Annotated in this window: 20 protein-coding genes; 12 read left to right on the top strand and 8 right to left on the bottom strand. The window is 71.4% G+C overall.

Annotation, left to right across the window (positions count from 1 at the left end; translation table 11 throughout):
- Positions 1 to 20: 20 nt before the first annotated feature.
- The 3 genes from ACF1BE_RS10750 to mca all read right to left on the bottom strand — a co-directional run bounded on the left by ACF1BE_RS10750 (position 21) and on the right by mca (position 3372).
- A complete protein-coding gene (locus ACF1BE_RS10750) occupies positions 21 to 2054 on the bottom strand; it encodes a thioredoxin domain-containing protein (RefSeq protein WP_392198645.1) in 2034 nt (677 codons plus the stop codon).
- Between the two features lie 195 nt (positions 2055 to 2249).
- The gene (locus ACF1BE_RS10745; RefSeq protein ID WP_392198644.1) at positions 2250 to 2498 is read right to left on the bottom strand and encodes a hypothetical protein; all 249 of its coding nucleotides are present in this window, start codon (positions 2496 to 2498) and stop codon (positions 2250 to 2252) included.
- A complete protein-coding gene (gene mca, locus ACF1BE_RS10740) occupies positions 2491 to 3372 on the bottom strand; it encodes a mycothiol conjugate amidase Mca (protein ID WP_392198643.1) in 882 nt (293 codons plus the stop codon). The genes ACF1BE_RS10745 and mca overlap by 8 nt, the downstream gene beginning before the upstream one ends.
- Before the next feature lie 101 nt (positions 3373 to 3473).
- On the opposite strand from mca, the gene ACF1BE_RS10735 reads away from it, so the two are divergent.
- Both ACF1BE_RS10735 and greA read left to right on the top strand, forming a co-directional pair.
- A complete protein-coding gene (locus ACF1BE_RS10735; protein WP_392198642.1) occupies positions 3474 to 3872 on the top strand; it encodes a DUF4307 domain-containing protein in 399 nt (132 codons plus the stop codon).
- Between the two features lie 190 nt (positions 3873 to 4062).
- Positions 4063 to 4560, top strand: a complete 498-nt coding sequence (greA, locus tag ACF1BE_RS10730) for a transcription elongation factor GreA (RefSeq protein WP_392198641.1) — start codon at positions 4063 to 4065, stop codon at positions 4558 to 4560.
- A gap of 124 nt (positions 4561 to 4684) precedes the next feature.
- Here greA and ilvA read toward each other — a convergent pair whose 3' ends face one another.
- Entirely contained in the window at positions 4685 to 5914 is a 1230-nt protein-coding gene (ilvA, locus tag ACF1BE_RS10725) for a threonine ammonia-lyase (RefSeq protein WP_392198640.1), read from the bottom strand.
- A gap of 162 nt (positions 5915 to 6076) precedes the next feature.
- Here ilvA and ACF1BE_RS10720 point away from each other — a divergent pair, with 162 nt between their 5' ends.
- From ACF1BE_RS10720 to ACF1BE_RS10710, 3 genes are all read left to right on the top strand, one after another.
- A complete protein-coding gene (locus ACF1BE_RS10720; protein WP_392198868.1) occupies positions 6077 to 6583 on the top strand; it encodes a MarR family winged helix-turn-helix transcriptional regulator in 507 nt (168 codons plus the stop codon).
- 158 nt (positions 6584 to 6741) lie between these two features.
- Complete coding sequence (locus ACF1BE_RS10715; RefSeq protein ID WP_392198639.1) at positions 6742 to 7245, top strand: sigma factor-like helix-turn-helix DNA-binding protein; 504 nt, start codon at positions 6742 to 6744, stop codon at positions 7243 to 7245.
- Between the two features lie 25 nt (positions 7246 to 7270).
- Positions 7271 to 7519: a hypothetical protein gene (locus ACF1BE_RS10710; protein WP_392198638.1), complete on the top strand. Its 249-nt coding sequence runs from the start codon at positions 7271 to 7273 to the stop codon at positions 7517 to 7519.
- A 74-nt stretch (positions 7520 to 7593) separates the two neighbouring features.
- Here the strand turns inward: ACF1BE_RS10710 and ACF1BE_RS10705 are convergent, their stop codons facing one another.
- Positions 7594 to 8748 (bottom strand): cystathionine gamma-synthase, encoded by a 1155-nt coding sequence (locus ACF1BE_RS10705; RefSeq protein ID WP_392198637.1) that lies wholly within the window; start codon positions 8746 to 8748, stop codon positions 7594 to 7596.
- Between the two features lie 178 nt (positions 8749 to 8926).
- On the opposite strand from ACF1BE_RS10705, the gene ACF1BE_RS10700 reads away from it, so the two are divergent.
- The 3 genes from ACF1BE_RS10700 to ACF1BE_RS10690 all read left to right on the top strand — a co-directional run bounded on the left by ACF1BE_RS10700 (position 8927) and on the right by ACF1BE_RS10690 (position 13202).
- Positions 8927 to 10045, top strand: coding sequence for a hypothetical protein (locus tag ACF1BE_RS10700; RefSeq protein ID WP_392198636.1), 1119 nt, complete (start codon positions 8927 to 8929; stop codon positions 10043 to 10045).
- Between the two features lie 380 nt (positions 10046 to 10425).
- Positions 10426 to 12060 carry a M48 family metalloprotease gene (locus ACF1BE_RS10695; RefSeq protein WP_392198635.1) on the top strand — a complete coding sequence of 545 codons (1635 nt, stop codon included), beginning with the start codon at positions 10426 to 10428 and terminating at the stop codon, positions 12058 to 12060.
- A 53-nt stretch (positions 12061 to 12113) separates the two neighbouring features.
- Positions 12114 to 13202: a hypothetical protein gene (locus tag ACF1BE_RS10690; protein ID WP_392198634.1), complete on the top strand. Its 1089-nt coding sequence runs from the start codon at positions 12114 to 12116 to the stop codon at positions 13200 to 13202.
- Between the two features lie 104 nt (positions 13203 to 13306).
- Here ACF1BE_RS10690 and msrA read toward each other — a convergent pair whose 3' ends face one another.
- Positions 13307 to 13819, bottom strand: a complete 513-nt coding sequence (gene msrA / locus ACF1BE_RS10685; protein ID WP_392198633.1) for a peptide-methionine (S)-S-oxide reductase MsrA — start codon at positions 13817 to 13819, stop codon at positions 13307 to 13309.
- A gap of 523 nt (positions 13820 to 14342) precedes the next feature.
- The gene (locus ACF1BE_RS10680) at positions 14343 to 15383 is read right to left on the bottom strand and encodes an NAD(P)-dependent alcohol dehydrogenase (RefSeq protein WP_392198632.1); all 1041 of its coding nucleotides are present in this window, start codon (positions 15381 to 15383) and stop codon (positions 14343 to 14345) included.
- A gap of 169 nt (positions 15384 to 15552) precedes the next feature.
- On the opposite strand from ACF1BE_RS10680, the gene ACF1BE_RS10675 reads away from it, so the two are divergent.
- From ACF1BE_RS10675 to ACF1BE_RS10660, 4 genes are all read left to right on the top strand, one after another.
- Positions 15553 to 16476 carry a helix-turn-helix transcriptional regulator gene (locus tag ACF1BE_RS10675; RefSeq protein ID WP_392198631.1) on the top strand — a complete coding sequence of 308 codons (924 nt, stop codon included), beginning with the start codon at positions 15553 to 15555 and terminating at the stop codon, positions 16474 to 16476.
- A gap of 817 nt (positions 16477 to 17293) precedes the next feature.
- Positions 17294 to 17731: a hypothetical protein gene (locus ACF1BE_RS10670; protein WP_392198630.1), complete on the top strand. Its 438-nt coding sequence runs from the start codon at positions 17294 to 17296 to the stop codon at positions 17729 to 17731.
- Between the two features lie 73 nt (positions 17732 to 17804).
- Positions 17805 to 18110, top strand: a complete 306-nt coding sequence (locus ACF1BE_RS10665) for a hypothetical protein (RefSeq protein ID WP_392198629.1) — start codon at positions 17805 to 17807, stop codon at positions 18108 to 18110.
- Complete coding sequence (locus ACF1BE_RS10660) at positions 18107 to 18448, top strand: hypothetical protein (RefSeq protein WP_392198628.1); 342 nt, start codon at positions 18107 to 18109, stop codon at positions 18446 to 18448. The genes ACF1BE_RS10665 and ACF1BE_RS10660 overlap by 4 nt, the downstream gene beginning before the upstream one ends.
- A 71-nt stretch (positions 18449 to 18519) precedes the next feature.
- Here the strand turns inward: ACF1BE_RS10660 and ACF1BE_RS10655 are convergent, their stop codons facing one another.
- A complete protein-coding gene (locus ACF1BE_RS10655; RefSeq protein ID WP_392198627.1) occupies positions 18520 to 21762 on the bottom strand; it encodes a S8 family serine peptidase in 3243 nt (1080 codons plus the stop codon).
- Positions 21763 to 21935 lie beyond the last annotated feature (173 nt).

Raw genomic sequence — 21935 nt, 5'->3', positions numbered from 1 at the left:
CGGCCGGGCACCCGGCCGGTTCAGGGGGTGCTCAGCCGTGCCTGAAGGGCGGCCGGGTCCGTCACCGGCAGGTCGCAGACGAACCCGCGGCAGACGTACGCGGTCGGCGCGCCGTCGATGAGGACGCGGTCGGCGAGGAGCGGGAACTCGTCGCTGTCCGGGACGCCACGGGCGACCACGGCCCCCGGGGCGGACGCCAGCAGCGCCGTACGGTGCAGGGCGGTCGTCCGCTCGTCGTCCCGGGCCGGTCCGACGACGGCCACCTCACGCGGCCCGTCGAGCAGTGCCTCGGCGACGGCGAGCCCCCACCCCATGAACCGGGGCACCCGCGGCCCGAGCGTCTTCACGACCCCCAACGCCCGTTCGGCGCCGGTCCGGTGGGCCTCGGAGCCGGTCTGAGCGGCGTACCCCAGCAGCGCGCCGGCCGCGGCGGTCCAGCCGGAGGGCGTGGCGTTGTCGGTGGGGTCCTGGGGCCGGCGGATGAGCTGCTCGGCGTCGGCGGCGGTGTCGAACAGGGCGCCGGTCCCCGCGTCGGTGAACCGGGTCAGCACCTGGTCGAGGAGCAGCCCGGCGAAGTCCAGCCAGACGCCCTCGCCGGTGACGGAGGCGAGGGTGAGGAAGCCCTCGGCGACGTCGGCGTAGTCCTCCAGCACGCCCGCGTTCGGGCCGACACGGCCGTCCTTGCTGGTGCGCGAGAGGCGGGCGTGCTCGTCCAGGTGGACGCGGACGAGCAGGTCGGCGGCGCCGAGGGCCGCCTCGGTCAGGTCGGGCCGGTCGAAGTAGGCGCCGGTCTCGGCGAGGGCCGCGACGGCGAGGCCGTTCCAGGCGGCGACGACCTTGTCGTCCCGGCCGGGGGCGGGCCGTCGCGCGCGCTCGGCGAGCAGCCGGCTCCGTACGGACGCGATCCGCCCGGCGTCGGCGACGCCCTCCGTCTGCGGGAGCTGGAGCACGGACTGGCCGTGCTCGAACGTGCCCTCATCGGTCACGCCGAAGTACTGGGCGGCGAGGCCGGCGTCGTCGTCCCCGAGCACCCGGCGCAGTTGCTCGGGCGTCCAGACGTAGTACGCCCCCTCCACCTGCCGCCCGCTGCCGTCGTCACTGTCGGCGTCGAGGGCCGAGGCGAACCCGCCCTCGCTGGTGCGCAGCTCGCGGACCATGAAGTCGGCGGTCTCCAGCGCGACCCGCCGGGCCAGGTCCGACCCGGTGGCCCGCCACAGATGGGCGTAGACCCGGCAGAGCAGGGCGTTGTCGTAGAGCATCTTCTCGAAGTGCGGCACGACCCAGTCGCGGTCGACGGAGTAGCGGGCGAACCCGCCGCCGAGCTGGTCGTAGATGCCGCCGCGCGCCATCCGCTCGCACGTGTCCCGCGCCATCTCGAGGGCACCCTCGGCGCCGGTCCGCGCGTGGTGCCGTAGCAGGAACTCCAGCACCATGGACGGCGGGAACTTGGGCGCGCCGCCGAATCCGCCGCGCTGCGGGTCGTACTCGCGGGTGAGCCCGAGGAGGGCCTGCGCCTGCTCCTGCTCACCGGGCGCGCGGTCACCCTGGTGGCTGATCTCCCTCTGGGCGAGGTCGCGGACGATCTTCCCGGCGACGTCGGCGACCTCGTCGCGGCGGGTGGTCCAGGCCTGCTGGACGCCCTCCAGCACCTGCCGGAAGGAGGGCATGCCGTGCCGGGGGGCGGGCGGGAAGTAGGTGCCGAAGTAGAACGGTTCGGCGTCCGGGGTGAGGAACACGGTCATGGGCCAGCCGCCCTGTCCGGTGGCCGCCTGGACGGCCTCCATGTAGACGGCGTCCACGTCCGGGCGTTCCTCCCGGTCGACCTTGACGCTGACGAAGTGCTCGTTCAGGTAGTCGGCGGTGGCCCGGTCCTCGAAGGACTCGTGGGCCATGACGTGACACCAGTGGCAGCTCGAGTACCCGACGCTCAGCAGGACGGGTCTGCCGGCCTCGCGGGCGGCCTCGAAGGCCTCGGCCGACCAGGGCCACCAGTCGACGGGGTTGTCGGCGTGCTGGAGCAGATACGGGGACGTCTCATGGGCCAGTCGGTTCACCGTTCCACTCTGCCACGGCCTCCGGCAGCGCGGAGAGACGCGCAGACACCGGGCGTGCCCTGCCCGGCACCGGACCACGGGGGCGGTGCGCCCCCGCCGGGGCGGCACCGGCGGTGGTCCGGCGGCCGCACGGCACCGGACCGCCACGCCCGCACGGTGACGGCGCGGCGGTACCGGCGGGACGGTGGTCCCGGGTCAGCCCTGCCGGGCCGGGGAGTCGGCCTGCTGTCCGGCCTTGTCCGCGCCGACGTCCGGAGACTCCTGGAAGTCGACCTTCCGCATGTGCTTGCTCATCGACTTCATCAGACCCCACACGGCCAGGGCCATCACCGCGAAGACGATGAAGCCGAGGACACCGGGGGTGACCTTGTTCTCGTCCACCTCCTTGGCGAGGGGGACGAGGTGCGTCACTGCGAGGCTCACGCTTGCGCTCATGTCAGGCATTGTCCCGGACGCCCGCGAAGAGGTCGTCCTCGGGGAGGGAGGTGTCGACGAGGGACTTCGCCAGCTCGTACTCCTCGGTCGGCCAGACCTCCCTCTGGAGGTCCAGCGGCACCTTGAACCAGCCGCCGTCCGGGTCGATCTGCGTGGCGTGGGCGATCAGCGCCTTGTCCCGGATCTCGAAGAAGTCCCCGCACGGGACGTGGGTGGTCAGCGTGCGCTCGGTGCGCACCATCTCGTTCCACCGCTTCAGCCAGTCCCCGTACGGCGACTCCAGGCCGCGGTCGAGCATGGCCTGGTGCAACGCCTCGGTGCGGGGGCGGTTGAAGCCCTGGTTGTAGTAGAGCTTCAGCGGCTGGTAGGCGGGGCCGAACTCGGCCTCGGGGTACTTCTCGGGGTCCGCCGCGCCCTCGAACGCCACCATGGAGATCTTGTGGGTCATGATGTGGTCGGGGTGCGGGTAGCCGCCGTTCTCGTCGTAGGTGGTGATCACCTGCGGGCGGAAGGAGCGGATGCTGCGCACCAGCTCCCCGGCGGCCTTGTCGACGTCCTCCAGGGCGAAGCAGCCGTCGGGCAGCGGCGGCAGCGGGTCGCCCTCGGGCAGGCCGGAGTCGACGAAGCCGAGCCACTCCTGCCGGACGCCGAGGATCTCGCGGGCCTCGTCCATCTCCTTGCGGCGGACCTCGTGGATGTTCTCCTCGATGTACCGGTCACCCTGGAGCTTGGGATTGAGGATGGACCCGCGCTCCCCGCCGGTGCAGGTCACCACCAGCACGTCCACCCCCTCGGACACGTACTTCGCCATGGTGGCCGCGCCCTTGCTCGACTCGTCGTCGGGGTGCGCGTGAACGGCCATCAGTCGCAGCTGGTCAGTCAAGACTCAATCCTCGGTCAGTCGGCGCCCCGGGTCTTCGGCGCGATCGGCGGCTTCTATAGTGACGGAATCGGGGGGCGAATAATTCCGCGGAGAGGACGATCATGAGTACGGCGAGCGCGCGGCTGCCCGAGGGCCGCTACGGCCGTTCCTCGGACGAGCGTGCCGACCGCAGGCTCAGGATCGCCGCGACGGTGCTGGGCGCTGCCCTGCTCGCCCTGGTCGGCTACTTCGCCTACCACTACGTCGCGCAGAACGAGATCAGCGGCGAGGTGATCGCCTTCAAGGCGTCCGACGACGCGGTGCGGGCGCATCTGGAGGTGCGCAAGGACGCCGGTGCCTCGGGCTACTGCACCGTGCGGTCCCAGTCGGCCGACGGCGCCGAGGTCGGCCGGGCCGACTTCCGCTTCTCCGGGTCCGCCACGCGGATCGACAAGGTCGTCACGCTCCGCACGACGGCCCGGGGGACGACCGCCGAGCTGCTGGGCTGTCACACCGGCTGAGGACGGGCGGACACTCCTCGGATCACCCGGGATGCGCAGACCCTGACCTGCGCCGATGTGATTCTGATGGGTTATGTCCTCCCCCTTTCGGCCGCGAATTGTTAGGCTCGTGGTTTCGCCCATCCAAGAGGGAACATTCTTCTGGGTAGGGCGATGCTTTGTATTGACCAGTACCGACGAGGAGCACCCTGTGACCCAGACCAGCGAGAACGTCACCTGGCTGACCCAGGAGGCGTACAACAAGCTCAGGGACGAGCTTGAGTACCTTACTGGTCCTGCGCGCACGGAGATCGCCGCCAAGATCGCGGCCGCGCGCGAGGAGGGCGACCTGCGCGAGAACGGCGGGTACCACGCCGCCAAGGAGGAGCAGGGCAAGCAGGAACTGCGGGTACGCCAGCTGACCCAGCTCCTCGAGAACGCCAAGGTCGGCGAGGCGCCGGCCGCGGACGGCGTCGTCGCGCCGGGCATGGTCGTCACGATCGCCTTCGACGGTGACGAGGACGACACGCTGACGTTCCTGCTCGCCTCGCGCGAGTACGCCAGCTCGGACATCGAGACGTACTCCCCGCAGTCCCCGCTCGGTTCGGGCGTCACCGGTCACTCGGTCGGCGAGGACGCGGAGTACGAGCTGCCGAACGGCAAGAAGGCCTCGGTGCGGATCCTGAAGGCCGTGCCGTACACGGACTGATCCCGGCCCCCGGTCCGCTTCGAGCCCCCGGCGCCCCGCCCCCAGCGGGACCGCCGGGGGCTTCGCCGTGCCGCCCGTGCCGTACCGCGTGGCCGCCCATGCGCCGTGACCGGACGCCCGGTGGTCAGGCCATGACCGTGTATCCCGCGTTCCGCAGCGCCTGGCCGACCTCGGCGCAGTGCGCCGGGCCCTTCGTCTCCAGGTGCAGCTCGACCTCCGCCTCCGCCAGCCCGAGCCGGGGGTCGGTGCGGACGTGGCTCACGTCGAGGACGTTGGCGTCGGCCGCCGACAGCACCCCGAGGAGCGTGGCGAGGGCACCGGGCCGGTCCGTCAGCCGCAGCCGTACGGCCAGGTACCGGCCCTGGGCGGCCATGCCGTGCCGCAGCACCCGCTGCATCAGCACCGGGTCCACGTTCCCCCCGGAGAGCACCGCGACGACCGGCCCCTCGAAGGCGTGCGGCGCGGACAGCAGTGCGGCGACCGGGCTCGCCCCGGCCGGCTCCACCACCAGCTTCGCCCGCTCCAGGCACAGCAGCAGCGCGGCCGACAACTGGTCCTCGGTGACCGTGCGCACCTCGTCGACCAGGTCCTCGACGATCCCGAACGGCACCACGCCCGGCCGGCCCACCCTTATGCCGTCGGCCATCGTCACCGGGTTCCGCACCGACACCGGGCGGCCCGCGGCCAGCGAGGCCGGATAGGCCGCCGCGCCCTCCGCCTGCACGCCCACGACCCGGACGTCCGGCCGCAGCGCCTTCACCGCCACCGCGATCCCGGCCGCGAGCCCCCCGCCGCCGACACCGACGACGATCGTGCGCACCTCGGGGCACTGCTCCAGGATCTCCAGGCCGACCGTGCCCTGCCCGGCGATCACGTCCGGGTGGTCGAAGGGGTGGATGAACACCGCGCCCGTCCCGGCCGCGTACTCCTGGGCGGCGGCCAGCGTCTCGTCGACCACCTGGCCGTGCAGGCGCACCTCGGCGCCGTACTCCCGGGTCGCGCTGATCTTCGGCAGTGGCGCGCCGTGCGGCATGAACACCGTCGCGGGCACCCCCAGGAGCGCGGAGGCCAGCGCCACGCCCTGCGCGTGGTTGCCGGCGCTCGCCGCGACCACGCCGGCCGCCCGCTGCTCGGGCAGCAGCCCGGCGATCCGCACATAGGCGCCGCGCAGCTTGAACGAGCCGGTGCGCTGGAGGTTCTCGCACTTGAGGTGGACGGGCGCGCCGACCAGCTGGGACAGGTGTCGGCTGCCCTCCATGGACGTCACGCGTGCCACGCCCGAGAGCATCTTCCGGGCACCGCGTACGTCGTCCAGCGTGACGGAACGCAAGGTGCCGGCCGTGCCGTAGCTCATGACTCCAGCATCGCAGTTCAGCCGAGCGCACGACGGGTGTGCCCAAGCTGCGAGACCGGGTTCGCGCAGCGCCGGTACGGCTCGGCGCCGGGCCGCGTACCCTGTCCCCCAACCCAGCAGCCTTCATGAAGCGAGCCTCCGGCCATGCCCACAACACCTGATATGTCGATGGACATGACGACCGTCGGTGACACCGGTCTCCTCGACACCCTCCAGCACGAGGTGGCGCTGTTCGCGCGCCGTGCCGAACAGACCCGGCTCGGCGGCATCGGCCAGGTGCGCAACTCCATGGACCGCGCGGCGTACCTGCTGCTCAACCGGCTCGACAGGGAAGGCCCGATGGGCGTCAAGGCACTCGCGGCCAGCATGGGCATCGACTCCTCCACGGTCACCCGGCAGGTGGCGCCCCTGGTCGACACCGGGCTCGTCAAGCGCACCTCCCACCCGGAGGACGGACGTGCGGTGGTGCTCCAGCTGTCGCCGCGCGGGGCCGCCCGGCTGGAGGAGGTGCGCTCGTCCAGACGTCAGCTCATGGCCGAGCTGACACACGACTGGGCGCCTGAGGAGCGCGAGCAGTTCTGCACGCTCCTGACCCGCTTCAACGGCGCGCTCTCCGCGCGGATGGCGGCACCGGGCGGTCCGGGGCCGGACCAGCCGCCGACGGCCTGAGCGGTCCCCGCCCGCCCGTGGCCCGGGCGCACCGGCCCGTTGACACGCTCCTGACCCTTGACCCGGGGCCGCCGCCGGTCTCATATGAGACCGGGTCCTGCGTCGTACGCGGTTCACCTGTCCCGTACCGGACAGGGCCCCTTCAGGGGGGAGGTCCGGTGCGTGATCGGCAGGCGGCCCGCGATGCCCGCCGGACCGGGGAGTTCCAGGCGTTCGCCGCCGGAGCGGCCGGACGCCTCCTGCACGCCGCCACGCTGCTCACCGCGGAGGCGCCGGACGCCAACCCACGCGCGCGGCGCCTGCTGACGCACGCGCTGGCGCACACCTACGCCCGCTGGGACCGGCTGCGCGGCGAGGACCCGTACGACTGCGCCCGCCAGTACCTCGCCACGCGCTTCGCGCGCACGGTATGGCACCGGTACGGCTTCCCCGGCCGCTCCCGGGCCGATCCGGGCAGCCCGCTCGCCACGCTGACCCCACGGGAACGGCTGATCCTGGTACTGCGGCTCTACGAGGGCGTCGCCGAGGAACAGACCGCGGCCCTGCTCGGGCTGCCCGCGGAACACGTGCACACGGTCTGCGACCGCGCGGCGGCAACCCTGCTGCACCCCGCCCGGCCGGCCGGCCCCCGCACGGCGGGCCCGAAGGTGGCACCGTCATGAGGGCCGGACCCGGCGGGAGGGCGTGGTGAACCGGTCCGAGCGGGAGGCCGCCGTACGTCGGATCATGGAACGGACGCCGGCCCCCGTACCGCCGGAGCTGTACGCGGACGCGGCACGGCGCGGCGAGCGCCGGCTGCGGCAGCGGCGGCTCGCCCGCCGGGTGCTGTGGCTGCTGGTGTGCGCCGCGGCCGTCGTGTTCGCCGTGTGGGCGGCCGAGGCCCGCCCGTGGGCGGAGCCGCCCTCGCAGACGACTCCGCCGGTCACCGGCTGGTGACCCGGGGCTGCTGGGCCCGTGTCATCGGACGCCCGCCTGCCCCCGCGACCCCGGCAGGATCCGAAAGAGAGGCCCTAGCCGAGGGCCTGCTTCAGGTCCGCCAGCAGGTCGTCGACGTTCTCGATGCCGACGGACAGACGCACCAGGTCGCCCGGGACCTCCAGCGCGGAGCCGGCCGCGGAGGCGTGCGTCATCCGGCCGGGGTGCTCGATGAGGGACTCGACGCCGCCGAGCGACTCGCCGAGGGTGAACACCTGGGCCCGGTTGCACACCTCGACGGCCGCGGCCTCGCCGCCCTCCACCCGGAACGACACCATGCCGCCGAACGCCTTCATCTGCTTGGCGGCGACCTCGTGGTTCGGGTGCTCGGGCAGGCCCGGGTAGAGCACGCTCGTCACGCGCGCGTGACGGGTCAGCATGTCCGTGATCCGCGTGGCGTTCTCGCTGTGCCGGTCCATCCGCACCGCGAGGGTCTTGGTGCCGCGCAGCACCAGCCAGGAGTCGAAGGGGCCGGCGACGGCGCCCATCGCGTTCTGGTGGTACGCCAGTTCCTCGCCCAGGCCCGGGTCCGAGACGATCAGCGCGCCGCCGACCACGTCGGAGTGGCCGCCCATGTACTTGGTCAGGGAGTGCACGACGACGTCGGCGCCGAGCGCCAGCGGCTGCTGGAGGTAGGGCGTGGCGAAGGTGTTGTCGACGACGAGCCGCGCGCCCGCGTCGTGGGCGACCTGGGCGACGGCGGCGATGTCGGTGATGCCGAGCAGCGGGTTGGAGGGGGTCTCCACCCAGACGACCCGGGTCTTCGGGGTGATCGCGGCGCGCACGGCGGCCGGGTCGCTGGTGTCGGCGACGGACCACTCGACTCCCCAGCGGGTGGCGACCTTGGCGAAGAGCCGGAAGGTGCCGCCGTAGGCGTCGTTCGGGATCACCACGTGGTCGCCGGGGACGAGCAGCGTACGCAGCAGCGTGTCCTCGGCCGCCAGGCCGGACGCGAAGGCGAGACCGCGGCGGCCCCCCTCCAGCGCGGCGAGATTCTCCTCCAGTGCCGTCCGGGTCGGGTTGGCGCTGCGGCTGTACTCGTAGCCGCCGCGCAGCCCGCCCACGCCGTCCTGCTTGTAGGTGGAGACCTGGTAGATCGGCGGGACGACCGCGCCGGTGCGGGGATCCGCGGTGTTGCCCGCATGGATCGCGAGGGTTTCGAAGTGCTGACTGATGTGCCTGTCGCTCATGTCCACCGAGCGTAGTGCGCCTGGCCGGATCCTGAGGGCCGCCCGGCTCGGGGGCCACCGGCGCTAGGGATATCCCTGTGCGGGCTCCCGCGCGTCCCTGTCATGCTCCGGTCCAGGGTTTTCCACAGGCACGCGACGGGGTTCGCCAATTGCCGGCGGCGTCTGGTTCGCTTGGGGCATGGCGATTCTCTGGCTGCTGATGGCGCTGCTCATGCTGGGCTTCGTCCTGCTCCCGGTCATGCGGCGCAGGCGCGGGATGATCGAGCAGGTCCCTCCGGGACACCCGGACGCCGCCGACCCGGAGGACTACGGCTTCGTGCGTCAGGAGGAGCTGGACGTGCGCATGCCGGGCCCGGACCAGGACCTGCTGGACGTGCTGGAGCTGGTGCAGCGCACGCAGGACTACCGGGCCGCCGCCCAGCTGCTGGCCGGCACCGAGACCGAGGGCGAGCTGCGCTGGCAGCGGGTGCAGGCCTTCGCGGGCGCCGCCGCGCTGGAGCTCCAGCAGCGCCCCGGCGGGATACACGCGATTCCGGGCGGCCAGTGGCTCAGGGTGTGGCGGGCCGAGCAGCCCAAGGACGCGGGCGGCGCCGCCGTCCACGCGGAGTTCCTGGTGCAGCAGGCCTGGCGGACGTCGACGCGGGGCACGGACGAGTTCCGGATCATCATGGAGGAAGCCCAGGCCGCCTGCGCCCAGGCGGCCCTGCTGGCTCCCGGCGACCCGGTGCCGTATCTCGTCGAGTTGTCCGTCGCCCGCGCACTGGCCTGTTCGGAGGCCGAGTTCGAGCAGCTGTGGCTGAAGATCCTGGACCGCGCCCCGCATCACATGGGCGCGCACCTGGCCGCGCTGCACTACTGGTGCGAGAAGTGGCACGGTTCACGCGAGCAGGCGTACGCCTTCGCCGAGGCCGCCGCCGCCCGCGCCCCGCGAGGCTCGCTGCTCGCCGCGCTGCCGCTGTTCGCCGTGTTCGAGCACCTCCCGGAGGTGAACCTGGTCGCGGGCTTCTACCAGAGCGAGGTCGTCACCCGGGCGATCCACGGCGCGCTGCACGCGGTGCACGCGGCCCGCCCCGACGACCCGGTGCTGCCGCACGTCCGGCATCTGCTGGTCTTCTTCCTGGTCCGCGCCGAGCGCTGGGCGGAGGCCATGCACCAGCTGGTGCACGTCGACGGTCACGTCGGCGCCCTGCCCTGGACGCTGTGCGCCGACCCGGCCGCGGAGTTCGCCGTCTACCGCGCGCTGGCGGTGGCCGGCTACGAGGCCAACGGCGGCAGTCCGGCCGACCTCCCCGGCTGAGCCCCGACCGGCCCCCGCCCAGGTCCCGGCCCGCCCGCCGACGACGGCCGGCGGCACCCCGCACGGCCGGCGGCACCCCCGCGGACCACGGCCGGCACCACGAGCGGGCCCGCAACGGCACATCCGTCGTCCGCGGCCGGCGCCCACCCGCCGATCGTCACCGGCGCCCACGGTCACCGGCACCCGTCGGCCGGCCGTCACCCGCCGGCGCCCCCGCGCCGTCAGCCCCACGACCAGCCCGCGCCCCCGGCCTCGCATTGCCCTGCTGACCTGCGGTAGGGCATACTCCGCATCCCCCCACACCGCACCACCCGCACCGATCGGTCGCTGGGGTGTGCCTTGTCATGTCCTTTCCTAGGTCCTGTGGGGGGATCTGCCCGATGGGCGCAACTCTGCGCGCGCTGCGCGCCCTCGTCCTGCTGCTCGGCTTCTACCTGCTGAGCCTCGTCCTGCTCGCCGCGCTGATCGGCCTCGACGTCCTCGTCTTCACGTGGGGCCACGGGTCGCTCACGGCGAAGATCGGCTTCGTCACGGTGCTGCTGGCCATCCCCGTCGTCCGCGGCATGTTCGTGCTGCGCACCCCCAAGGGCGAGGACGGCCCCGGCATCCCGGTCACCGAGGCCGACGAGCCCCGGCTGTGGGCGCTGGTCCGGGACCTCGCCGCGGCGGCCGGCACCCGCGCCCCCGACCGGATCCTGCTCACCGGTGACGTCAACGCGGCCGTCAGCGAGAACCCCCGGCTGCTCGGGCTCCTCCCCGGCCCGCGCCGCCTCTACCTCGGCGTCCCGCTGCTGACCGGCCTGACCGAGGCCCAGCTGAAAGCCGTACTCGCCCACGAGTACGGGCACTTCACCGGCGGCGACACCCGGCTGTCCGCGCTCGTCGTGCGCGGCCGTGTGCAGATCGCCCGGGTCATCGACCAGTTCCACGCCAAGGCGGACGACAAGGTGGCCGCCGACCGGGCCCGGCAGGAACGGGCGTCCGCCGCGCGCGTCGCCAAGGGCAAGAAGGCCAAGGAGGTCGACACGGCCGGCACCGGGGCGACGTACCGGACGATGGCGAGGATCTACACCGCCTACGGCAGGCTGTACCTGCGCGCCTCGCTGTCCACCGCGCGCGCCCAGGAGTACGCCGCCGACCTGACCGCCGCCCGGATCGCCGGACGCGAGGCGACCGCGTCGGCACTGCGCGAGATCCCGGTCCTGTCGTCGTCCCACGACTTCTACCTGGAGGGCTACGCCACCCTGGGCGTGCCGGCCGGGCTGCTGCCGCCGCGCGGCGAGTTCTTCGGCGGCTTCGGCCGACTGCTCGCGGCCCGTGAACCGGAGCTGGTGGGCCTGCGCGCGGAGTTGCCGGAGGAACCGGCCGGGCCGTACGACTCCCACCCGCCGATCGCCGAGCGGGTACGCCGGATCGAGGCCCTGCCCGCCGACGGGCGCACCGAGGAGGCCCGGGGCGCCGCCCTGGACCTGCTGACCGACCCGGCGCGCACCCTGGCCGCGCTCGAGGACGCCGTCCTCGCCCGCAGGCTGCTCCGCCACCCGCGGGCCGCCGGCTGGGAGGAGCTGCTCGACGCCTCGATGTCCGCGAACCTGGCGGCCGCGCAGACCCCGCTGCACCGGGCGCTGGCCGGGTACACCGGGCAGCCTGCGACCCTGTCCGCGCTGCTGGACGTCATCGACGAGGACCGGCTGTGGCGGCTGGCGGAGCTGCTGCCGATGTCGGACGAGGCGGCTGCCGCGAAGGGCCGGGCCCACCGGGAGTTCGTACGACCGGTGCTGCGCCGGTCGCTGCGCACCATGGTGCTTGCCGAGTTCAGCTCCCGCTCGCTGCTGCGCTGGGAGTTCTCCTGGTCCCGCCCGGCGTCGGTGCGGCTGCCCGGCCAGGGCGCGGGGACCACGCCGGACGGCGACGCCGAGGCCGCGCTGGACGCGGCGGTGGAAGCCGCGATCGCCGACCACCCCGACACCGCGCCGCTGCGCGCGCTGCTGCCGCCGGTCACCCAGCCCGCCTGACAGCCGCCCCCGCCGACGCTCCCCCGCTGCTCCCGACGAACGGACCGACCCCGATGACCGTCCTCCTCTGGATCCTCGCCGCCCTGGCCGTGCCCACACTGCTCTTCGTGCTGTGGCTGACCGGGGTCTTCCTGAAGGAGTTCTTCTCCCCGACCCCCGACGACGGCACGCAGGCCGCGCAGGCCGCCGAGAAGCTCGGCCTGCTGCCCCCGGAGCGGCAGAACACCGACCTCGCCGCGCCGCTGCCGGCGGAGTGGGCCGCCGTACTGGACGCGGTGCGCGGCGGCGACTGGCGGCCGGCCGCCGAGCTGCTCGCCGCGATCGGCCGGGACTGGGAGCGCCGGTCGGCGGTCGCCTATGTGCTGGCGGAGCGCGCGGCCGAGGAAGACGCGTGGCTGCTGGCCTGGGAGGCGGCACGGCCCGGTGCCCCGGACGCGGCCGTGGTCCGGGCGCGCAGCACGGTGATCCTGGCCTGGGAGCTGAGGGGCGGGAAGAAGGCCCAGTACACGACGCGGGAGCAGTTCGACGGCTTCCACCGGATGCTGGCCGCCGCCCGCGAGGAGATCGCGAAGGCGGCCGAGCTGAACCCCGACGACCCGACGCCGTACATCGCGGAGATATGGGTGGCGCTGGGGCTCGGCTGTCCGAACGCCGAGATGGACAAGCTGTGGGGCGAGATCACCGCCCGGGCCCCGCACCACTACGAGGCGCACTTCTCGGCGTTGCAGTACTGGTGCGCGAAGTGGCGGGGCTCCGAGCGGCTGGCGTCCGAGTTCGCCCAGCGGGCGGCGGCGGACGCGCCGCCGGGAAGCCTGCTGACGGCGCTGCCGCTCATCGCGCACTTCGAGCACGACGAGTCGGAGGACACCGCCGCCGACAACACGCCGGTGATGCGGGCCCGGGTGGAGGCGGCCCTCACGGATGCGGCGGCGGCGGATCCGGCCCACCCGCGGCTGCCGGAGCTGCGCCACCTGCTGGCCTTCTACCTGCACCTCCAGGACCGCGACGAGGCGGCGCTGGAGCAGTTCAGGCTGGTCGACGGGTATGTGAACGCGCTGCCGTGGCGCTATCGGGGGGACATGGCCGGGTACTACTGCCAGGTGCGCGACACGGTGGCGCAGACGGTGGCGGAGCGGGCCTGACCGGGGTGCCGCGGGCTCCCGGACGTCCCGCGGGGGCGGGCGCCGGCCGGGTGGCCGGCGCCCGCCCCCGGTCGGTCCTCACCTTCCGCCGGGCGGCCGCGCGGTCAGCCCTCGGCGCGGGCGGGCAGCCGCCATCCCGGGCGGGGGAAGTGGCAGGTGTAGCCGTCCGGGTAACGCTGAAGGTAGTCCTGGTGTTCGGGTTCGGCCTCCCAGAAGGGGCCGACCGGCTCCACCTCGGTGACGACCTTGCCCGGCCACAGTCCGGAGGCGTCCACATCCGCGATCGTGTCCTCGGCGATCCGCTTCTGCTCGTCGTCCACGTAGTAGATCGCCGAGCGGTAGCTGAGGCCGATGTCGTTGCCCTGGCGGTTTTGGGTGCTCGGGTCGTGGATCTGGAAGAAGAACTCCAGGATCGCGCGGAAGTCGGTCTTCTCGGGATCGAAGAGGATCTCGATGGCCTCCGCGTGCGTGCCGTGGTTGCGGTACGTCGCGTTCGGCACGTCACCCCCGGTGTATCCGACCCGGGTCGCGGTCACGCCCGGGAGCCGGCGGATCAGCTCCTCCATCCCCCAGAAGCATCCGCCTGCCAGCACGGCCCTCTGCGTCTGCGCGGCCATTGCGGCCCTCCCATATCTCTCGGCTCGGTCACTCGGGCTACTCGGCTCGCACACCACCGGCATCTCACGCCCACCCTCCTCAACGCGCGAGGGTTCCAGGCGATTCCGTGCCCGCTCTGCCGCCGGGTGGGCGGCGCATCGAGAAGGATCGGCGCACGGTCCTTCGGTGTCGGCGCGGGTCCGGCACGGTCCGACAGCAGGCAGGTGTTCTCAGGAGGTGCGCCGTGCCGGGTCAGCCGCACGGAGGAGGATCGGGCGCGCCGTCCGTAGGCCGGCGAACCGGTGGCGATGTCCACCACCAGCACGCTGATCAGGAGGAAGGGGAGGACACGGCCGCGACGTTCATCCGGCTCGGTTGCACGGAGGAGCCCAGGGCGTTCGTCGAGTGGGTGCTGGACCGCTACCGGGAGACGCACGAACCCGGACGGCGGATTCGCCCGGGCCCGACGGGACGGGCGGGGCCGGTCGGGTGCGTTCTCGCGCCCCCGTCGGCCCCCTCCGCACCGGTGCGGACGCCCGTCGGTCAGATGGTCGCCGTGTCGATGACGAAGCGGTAGCGGACGTCGCTGGCCAGCACCCGCTCGTACGCCTCGTTGACCTCGGCGGCGCTGATCAGCTCTATCTCGGCGCCGATGCCGTGCTCGGCGCAGAAGTCGAGCATCTCCTGGGTCTCCTGGATGCCGCCGATCATGGAACCCGCCAGGGTCTTGCGGCCGCCGATCACCGAGAACAGGTTGAGGGCGACCGGCTCCTCGGGCGCGCCGACGTTCACCAGGGCGCCTTCCACCTTCAGCAGCGACAGGAGCGCGTCGAAGTCCATCGGGGCGGACACCGTCGAGACGATCAGGTCGAGGCTGCCGGCCAGCTCCTCGAAGGTCTTCGGGTCACTGGTGGCGTGGTAGTGGTCCGCGCCGAGCTTGAGGCCGTCGTCCTTCTTGCGCAGCGACTGGGAGAGGACCGTGACCTCGGCTCCCATGGCGTGCGCGATCTTGACGGCCATGTGACCGAGGCCGCCGAGACCGACGACCGCGACCTTCTTGCCGGGGCCGGCGTTCCAGTGGCGCAGCGGGGAGTAGGTCGTGATGCCCGCGCACAGCAGCGGCGCGGCCACGTCCAGGGACAGGCCGTCGGGGATGCGGACCACGTAGTTCTCGTCGACGACGATCTTCTCGGAGTAGCCGCCGTAGGTGGGCTCGCCGTCCTTGCCGACGGCGTTGTAGGTGCCGACCATGCCCTTGAGGCAGTACTGCTCCAGGCCCTTGAGGCAGTTCTCGCACTCGCGGCAGGAGTCGACCATGCAGCCGACGCCCACCCGGTCGCCGGCCCGGAACCTGGTCACGCCGGGGCCGACCTCGGCGACGACGCCCGCGATCTCGTGGCCGGGGACCATGGGGAAGATCGCCTCACCCCAGCCCTCGCGGACCTGGTGGATGTCGGAGTGGCAGATGCCGGCGAACTTGATGTCGATCAGGACGTCGTACTCGCCGACCGCGCGGCGCTCGATGGTCGTCCGCTCCAGCGGGGCCTTCGCGGCGGGCGCGGCGTACGCGGCAACAGTGGTCATGCCGGGGGTCTCCTAGCTGTCTCGCGTGCCCGGCCGCCTTCCGGCCGGGCACGGCGTCCAGCCTGCCCCGCGGACGGCCGGTCACCCAGACCACGCCTTTGCGTACGACTGCCGTGCCTACCATTGACGGGGTCAGGCTCCTGTGCGTACGACCAGGAATACTGGACGTATGGACAGCAGCAGGGACGAGCAGCCGGACGGCGCGGCCGGCACCGGCCGGACGCTGGACCGGCGGGCGGAGCTGAGCGAGTTCCTGCGCAGCCGGCGCGCCCGGCTGAAGCCGGAGGACGTGGGTCTGCCCGACTTCGGACGGCACCGCCGGGTGCCGGGGCTGCGCCGCGAGGAGCTGGCGCAGCTGGCCGGGGTGTCGGTGGCGTACTACACCCGGCTCGAGCAGGGCAACGGGAAGAACGTGTCGGCGGAGGTGCTGGGCTCGATCGCCCGCGCCCTGCGGCTGACGGACGCGGAGCACGCGCACCTTACTCACCTCGCGAAGCCCAAGCAGCACAAGAAGAAGTTCTCGGCCCGGTCCCAGCAGGTGCGGATGTCGCTGCGACAGCTGCTGGACACGATGGACGGCGTTCCGTCGTACGTCGTGGGACGGCGCACGGAGATCCTGGCGTGGAACCGGATGGCGGCCGCGGTCTTCGGCGACTGGTCGGAGCTGCCGCCGGCAGAGCGGAACTGGGCGCGGCTCGTCTTCCTGCGCCCCCAGTACCGCGAGCTGTTCGTGGACTGGGAGCAAAAAGCGATCGACATCGTGTGCGCGCTGCGCATGGACGCGGGCTGCCATCCGGACGACCCGCGGCTGTCCGCCCTGGTGGGTGAGCTGTCCGTGAAGAGCGAGGAGTTCCGGCGGCTGTGGGCCACGCACGACGTCAAGGAGAAGAGCCACGGCGTGAAGCTGCTGCATCATCCCCTGATGGGTGACCTGGCCCTGCAGTTCGAGTCGTTCCGGCTGCCCGACGACAGCGAGCAGAGCATGCTGATCTACCACGCGGAGCCGGCCTCGCCCTCGGCGGAGGCGCTGCGTCTGCTGGCGAGCTGGGGCGCGGACGCCATCCGGTCGGGGAGCTCGGCGCCATCGGTCTGAGGGCACGCTGTGTGCCGAGGTGAGTTGGCCGCCGAATCGGCCCGCACACCCACCAGGCAGATGCGAAAGGCAAGCGGGTGGCCTACGGCCCGTTACCAACGGCTTCTGTCGCATCGGGGTTCAGCGCGTCGGCCCAAGGTGACCGCTCGTCAGAGACCGCCGGGTGCGCCGAGATGGTCTTGAGGTATCCGGGCCGCGGCAGCGAGCTGGGTGGTGGCGCAGGTGTACGCGGCGAGGAACTCCACTGCGCGGTCCTGCGGGTGCGGTAGCGAATGTACTCAACGGTCTGTGTGGTCATGGGCCCACAGAGACACGCAACGCCCACCGGACGCCCCACTTCCGTCGCTGGTGTCGCTCAACGCTCAGCGACCCTTCGCCCGGGCGGCTGCCTTACTCACCCGAGTAACAATTCCAGAGCACACGGCGCTGAGTTACATGAATGCGGCGCGCAGAACGGATCCGCCGAGACCCTCCCCATGACCAGGGGACACAATTGGAGCCACGAATTCCGTCAGACGGGAACCAGCCAAGCGCGCCACACATGCACACTCTACGGCTTCAGTCGATCACAGGCCGCAGGCCTGGGGATTCCCGAAAGACGCCAGCTCCAGCCACCTGCGCCGTTTTGGACAAGCTTGGTGATTTTCTTGCTCGTGATCGTTCCGCCGCGTAATTTTCTGTTGAACCCGGCGCTCGGCCGGGCGCGGACCCCACTCCGTCGCACACGGTTTCCAGGCCATCAAGTGCGCCGAAGGGGGCCCGCACCCGTCTTACCCGAAAGGCTATCTTAGTGACTCGCAAGCAGATCCGTATAGGTGTGGCCACCGCACTCGTGGCGGTCACCGTCGGCTTCGGAGCGCCTACCGCCATGGCGGCGCAGGAAAACACCACTGTTGCCCGCTCCCTCCCGGCAGCCCCCGCCTCGGACGCGGATGTCACCAACCACACCGAGTTCGTCAGTTACCTCAACTCGGCCGAGGGACAGGCACTCCTGGCCGAAGCCGACCTGACCAGCGCCGAGCGCGACGCGCTCTACTCCAGCGACACCACTACCGATGTCGTGGTCCAGAGCCGCCTTTCGGGCATCATCAAGCTGCTCAAGAAGGTCAGAGGCTGGGCGGCCGCCGCGAGGGCCAGCTACAGCAAGTTCAAGGACTGGTACAACGACAAGGTCCCCCGCGCGATCCGCTGGGTCATCAGCTGGGGCTATGACCTCTACACGATCTACACGATCCTCAGGAACGCGGCGTCGTAGTCCGGGACCTGCATGATGGCCGCTCTTCGCCCGATCGTAGAGCGGCCCACGCCGACCGCACCTCTGGGAACTCATGTACACGATGCGCCACGAAGGCAAGGACGCGAGCACCTACGTCGGCACACTCGACTGGGTCGTGACCACCGCCCTTTTCGCCGTCCCGCTCTGCCTCGACTATGCGTTCGGGTCCCGCAGTTGGGCTGCGTTCATCAGCTGGCCCCTCTGGGCCCTCGCAGCCCTCCTGCTCCTGATGCACTGGTCGACGGCAATACGCTCGCTTCGAGGCCGGAAAGTAGAGTTGTGGGGTTGGTGGGCCGCCGCTCTCGCCCATGTGATCGCCGTATGGCACATCATCGCCGTCATCAAGGATGTGCAATGAAACGAACCGTCACAGCACTCGCCGCAGCCGCCTGTCTGGCAACGGCTTCCCTGGCCATCTCGGTACCCCCGGCATCAGCTCAGGCCAACACGGCCACCTGCACCGAGCTACCCGATCCCCCACAGGCCTACGGCACCTGGTACAAGTGCACGAACACGGCCGAAAGCACAACTCGCTATTACGGCATGCTCAGCGCCAGCAATAAGTCACTGCGCATCTCGTTCGGAGGTTGGGCCCCACCCATCACCGTGTGCTTCGAAACCAAGTTCGACACCGGATACAAGTCGGGTTCGCCCGCCCTGCAATTCACGTCTGGGTCAGCTGGCATCTGCCGGTGAATTGTCCTGCCCAACCGAAACGAAAGGCATGCCGGAAGTCCTACTCCGGCATGCCTCTCACTGTTCAGGAACTACTTCCCGTAGTAGGCGTTGTAGATCGAGACAGTCGACTTGTTGCCCTTCTTGTCGGCGATATCCGCATGGAAGGAGACAGCCTTCCCCTTCGCCGGGTTCTTGACCTTGATCTTGCCGTTGACCACATTGACCTTCTTCCAGGTCCGGCCGTAGTCGTAGGACACGTACGCCGACAGCGACTTGAGGTTGCTGCCCTTGGCCGAGCCCTCGACGATCACGGGGATCGCGACCGTCTTGCCGGCCTTGACCCGGTTGTCCAGGCCGGTGGTCGCCGCGAAGCGGGCGACGGAGGCGGGAAGCTTCACCATCTCCGCGGTCTTCTTCGAGCGGAACGTGAAGCTCGTGTCGATGCGGGTGGATGCCGCCGCGATCTTGACGCTGCGCTTGACCGACGTCGTCAGTTTGTACTCGGCGTCGCCCGCCGGGACCTTGAACGCCTTCTCACCGAACAGCGGGTCGTCGTTCGAGCCGACCTTGGTGCCGTTGCGGTACAGGGTCGAGGTGACCGAGGTGAAGTCGGAGGAACCCGCGTGGGTCTTGCCGTCGGCGACCAGCGGGATGAGGCCGGAGATGCTGTTGCCGTCGCGGTAAAGGCCGAAGTCGGAGTTGAGGTGCGGCCCGAACACGGCCGTGTTGAACGTCTTCGAGTAGGTCTGGCCCGCCTTGAAGATCTGGGGTTCGCCGAGCGTGTAGAAGGCGTCCGCCACGGGGTATCCGTCAGCGTCGTGACTCGCGAACTGGGTGACGTCGAAGCTCCACCGGGCTCCGTCGATGGTCGAGAGGTACACGGTCCGCGTGCCGGGCAGCTTCTGCTCCACGAGGTCGCCGAAGACCATGTTGCCACCCATGACGCCCGAGACACCGACTCCGCCGGTCTTGCCGGAGGCGCCGGCGCCGATCGTGTTCTTGACCGTGGCAAGTTCGGCGGCCTTGAAGTGGCGGACCTTCCTGCCCTGGATCTTCTTCACCTGCGCAGTGGTGGCCACGTCGTACTCGGCGTTGTCGCCCTTGGTCCACTGACCGCTCCAGGTCTGGGTCAGACCGTTGGGGACCTCAGGCCCCACGTGCGCCATGCGCAGATTGTCGAAGCTGTCCAGATCGATGCCGGTCCCGATGCCCGCCGGACCATACAGGTAGTCGATCATCGCGGAATGCGGCTTGGCCTGTGCGTCCGGCACGCTGATGTCGGCCGACTCGGTGGTGCGGGCGTCCAGTGTCACCGTGGTGTCCTTGCTGACGCTCAGCTTCGGCTGCACCAGCCAGTCAAGACCGCCGTCGAAGGTGCTGAAGTCCTTGGTGATCCACGAGTCCAGCAGGTACGTGCCCTTCGGCAGGCGCAGGGTCGTGACCCCGGAATCGGTGGGCCGGGCCGTGAAGTCCAGGCCCTTGCCGAGGCCGGTGTAGCCGAGCAGTTCGGTGTCGTAGACGCCGGTCGGCTTCCCGTCACGGCCGGTGTGCCTGAAAGTGACCGTGTACGACTCCACCTCGCGCTGCACCGCGGCGGCCGTGCGGACCGTCTGGCCGCCGCCCGTCGCCGTCACGTACGCGGAGTAGGCGCCGTCGACGGTGCCACCCAGCTTGGTGTTGACGGTGAGGCCGACCGAGGCCTTGCCGTGCGCCGGGACGGTGACCTTCGTCGCGGCGAGCTTGAAGAAGCCCGACGGGGCCGCCGCGCCCTTGGGGTCGGTGGCGCTGCTGGTGAGGGTGAGCGTGACGTCCTTGGCACCGAGGTTGCGGTAGGTCAGCTTCCTGGTGGCCGGCTTGTCGTCGGTGTGGGGCCACTGCTGCACACCGAAGGCCACCGACACGGGTTCGGCGACGATCGACTGCTTGATGGCCTTGTCGACCTGGATGCGGCCCGTACCCTGCTGGAACGCGGTGTACTTGCCGTCCTTGGCGGAGCCGGTCAGGGCACCCTTCAGCTCGGCGTAGCCCCAGTCGGGGTGCTCCTGCTTCAGGATGGCCGCTGCGCCCGCGACGTGCGGGGTGGCCATCGAGGTGCCGGAGATGGTCAGGTAGCCCTCGGGCTTCTCGCCGACCTCCTCGTCGATGACGCTGCCCTTGGCCGCGGCGGCGGTGATGTCCACGCCGGGCGCGGTGACGTCCGGCTTGATGGCGCCGTCGCCGACGCGCGGGCCGGTGGAGGAGAAGTCGGCGAGCTTGTCCTTCTTGTCGACGGCGCCGACGGTGAGCGCGGCGTCCGCGCTGCCCGGCGAACCGATCGACTGGGGGCCGTCGTTGCCCGCGGCGATCGCGAACAGGACGCCCTTCTCGGCGGAGAGCTTGTTGACCTCGGCCTCGAGGGGGTCGATCTCGGGGGTGTCGTAGCCGCCGAGGCTCAGGTTGATGACGGAGGCGCCCTGGGAGGCCGCCCACTCCATGCCGGCGAGGATGCCGGAGTCGTCACCGGAGCCGGTGTCGTCCAGGACCTTGCCGTTGAGGATCTTGGCGTCGGGGGCGACACCCTTGTACTTGCCGCCCGACTTGGCGCCGGTGCCCGCCACGATGGACGCGACGTGCGTGCCGTGCCCGAAGTGGTCGGTGGCGTCGGCTGCGGCGGTGAAGTTCCGTGCCTCGATGACCTGGTTCTTCAGGTCGGGGTGGGTGGCGTCCACACCGGTGTCCAGGACGGCGACCTTGATGCCCTTGCCGGTGTAGCCGGCCTTCCAGGCGGTGGGGGCGCCGATCTGCGGCACGGACTTGTCGAGGCTGGCTCTGCGGACGCCGTCGAGCCAGACGTGCGCGATGCCGGAGGCGGACCGGCTGCCGTCGGTGACCGCGTGCCACAGGTCGGTGGTGTCCTTGACCGGGGTCTGCACGGCGTCCGCGTTGAGCGCCTTCAGACTGCGGCGCAGGGTGCCCGCGTCGCGCACGCCGGCCTTTGCGGTGGCGGCGGCGCCGCGGTAGCCGACGATGACCTTCAGGCCGTTCTTCTGGGCCTTGCGGGTGGCGGCCTTGTTCAGCTCGGTGATGTCGAACAGGCGCTGGTCCAGCGTGCCGGAGGCGACCAGGTGGGCCGCGTCTGCGGGGACGACCAGCGTGTGTCCGGCGGTCCTGCGGACCTGGAAGGGTATGTGCTCGCGTCCCTCGGCCCGCTCCAGGCCGACGATGCGGCCCTTGGCGTCGAGGGCGACGCGGTCACCGGTGATGAGGGTGACGTGGTGCCTGGCGCTGGACGTCGGGGCGGCGGTGCCGGCCGCCGGGGCCCCTGTGGGCTTCGCCGACGCCGGGCTGGTCATGCCCGCTGCGAGGGCGACTGCTGCGGCCGTTGCCACGGTGGCCGCAGCCGCTCTTTTCACTTGTCTGCGCAAGATCTCCCCCTGGAGATGGTGTACCGGGTGAATTCCCTGTTCACCCGGCCGGGGGAAGCCTCGTACGTCTGCACGTCAGCCCCCCGGATCCCGAAGTATGC

This window comes from Streptomyces sp. NPDC014991 (genome assembly GCF_043080665.1).
Classification (GTDB): domain Bacteria; phylum Actinomycetota; class Actinomycetes; order Streptomycetales; family Streptomycetaceae; genus Streptomyces.
Note: the sequence above shows the minus strand (reverse complement) of the source record. Positions and strands in the feature narration are given on the sequence as shown.

Bases quoted from the DNA above. Each gene is read 5' to 3' on its own strand.
- ACF1BE_RS10745 (WP_392198644.1), bottom strand. From the start codon at position 2,498: ATGCCTGACATGAGCGCAAGCGTGAGCCTCGCAGTGACGCACCTCGTC.
- ACF1BE_RS10735 (WP_392198642.1), top strand. From the start codon at position 3,474: ATGAGTACGGCGAGCGCGCGGCTGCCCGAGGGCCGCTACGGCCGTTCC.
- ilvA (WP_392198640.1), bottom strand. From the start codon at position 5,914: ATGAGCTACGGCACGGCCGGCACCTTGCGTTCCGTCACGCTGGACGAC.
- ACF1BE_RS10720 (WP_392198868.1), top strand. From the start codon at position 6,077: ATGTCGATGGACATGACGACCGTCGGTGACACCGGTCTCCTCGACACC.
- ACF1BE_RS10705 (WP_392198637.1), bottom strand. From the start codon at position 8,748: ATGAGCGACAGGCACATCAGTCAGCACTTCGAAACCCTCGCGATCCAT.
- ACF1BE_RS10700 (WP_392198636.1), top strand. From the start codon at position 8,927: ATGGCGATTCTCTGGCTGCTGATGGCGCTGCTCATGCTGGGCTTCGTC.
- ACF1BE_RS10695 (WP_392198635.1), top strand. From the start codon at position 10,426: ATGGGCGCAACTCTGCGCGCGCTGCGCGCCCTCGTCCTGCTGCTCGGC.
- ACF1BE_RS10690 (WP_392198634.1), top strand. From the start codon at position 12,114: ATGACCGTCCTCCTCTGGATCCTCGCCGCCCTGGCCGTGCCCACACTG.
- msrA (WP_392198633.1), bottom strand. From the start codon at position 13,819: ATGGCCGCGCAGACGCAGAGGGCCGTGCTGGCAGGCGGATGCTTCTGG.
- ACF1BE_RS10680 (WP_392198632.1), bottom strand. From the start codon at position 15,383: ATGACCACTGTTGCCGCGTACGCCGCGCCCGCCGCGAAGGCCCCGCTG.
- ACF1BE_RS10675 (WP_392198631.1), top strand. From the start codon at position 15,553: ATGGACAGCAGCAGGGACGAGCAGCCGGACGGCGCGGCCGGCACCGGC.
- ACF1BE_RS10665 (WP_392198629.1), top strand. From the start codon at position 17,805: ATGTACACGATGCGCCACGAAGGCAAGGACGCGAGCACCTACGTCGGC.
- ACF1BE_RS10660 (WP_392198628.1), top strand. From the start codon at position 18,107: ATGAAACGAACCGTCACAGCACTCGCCGCAGCCGCCTGTCTGGCAACG.
- ACF1BE_RS10655 (WP_392198627.1), bottom strand. From the start codon at position 21,762: ATGACCAGCCCGGCGTCGGCGAAGCCCACAGGGGCCCCGGCGGCCGGC.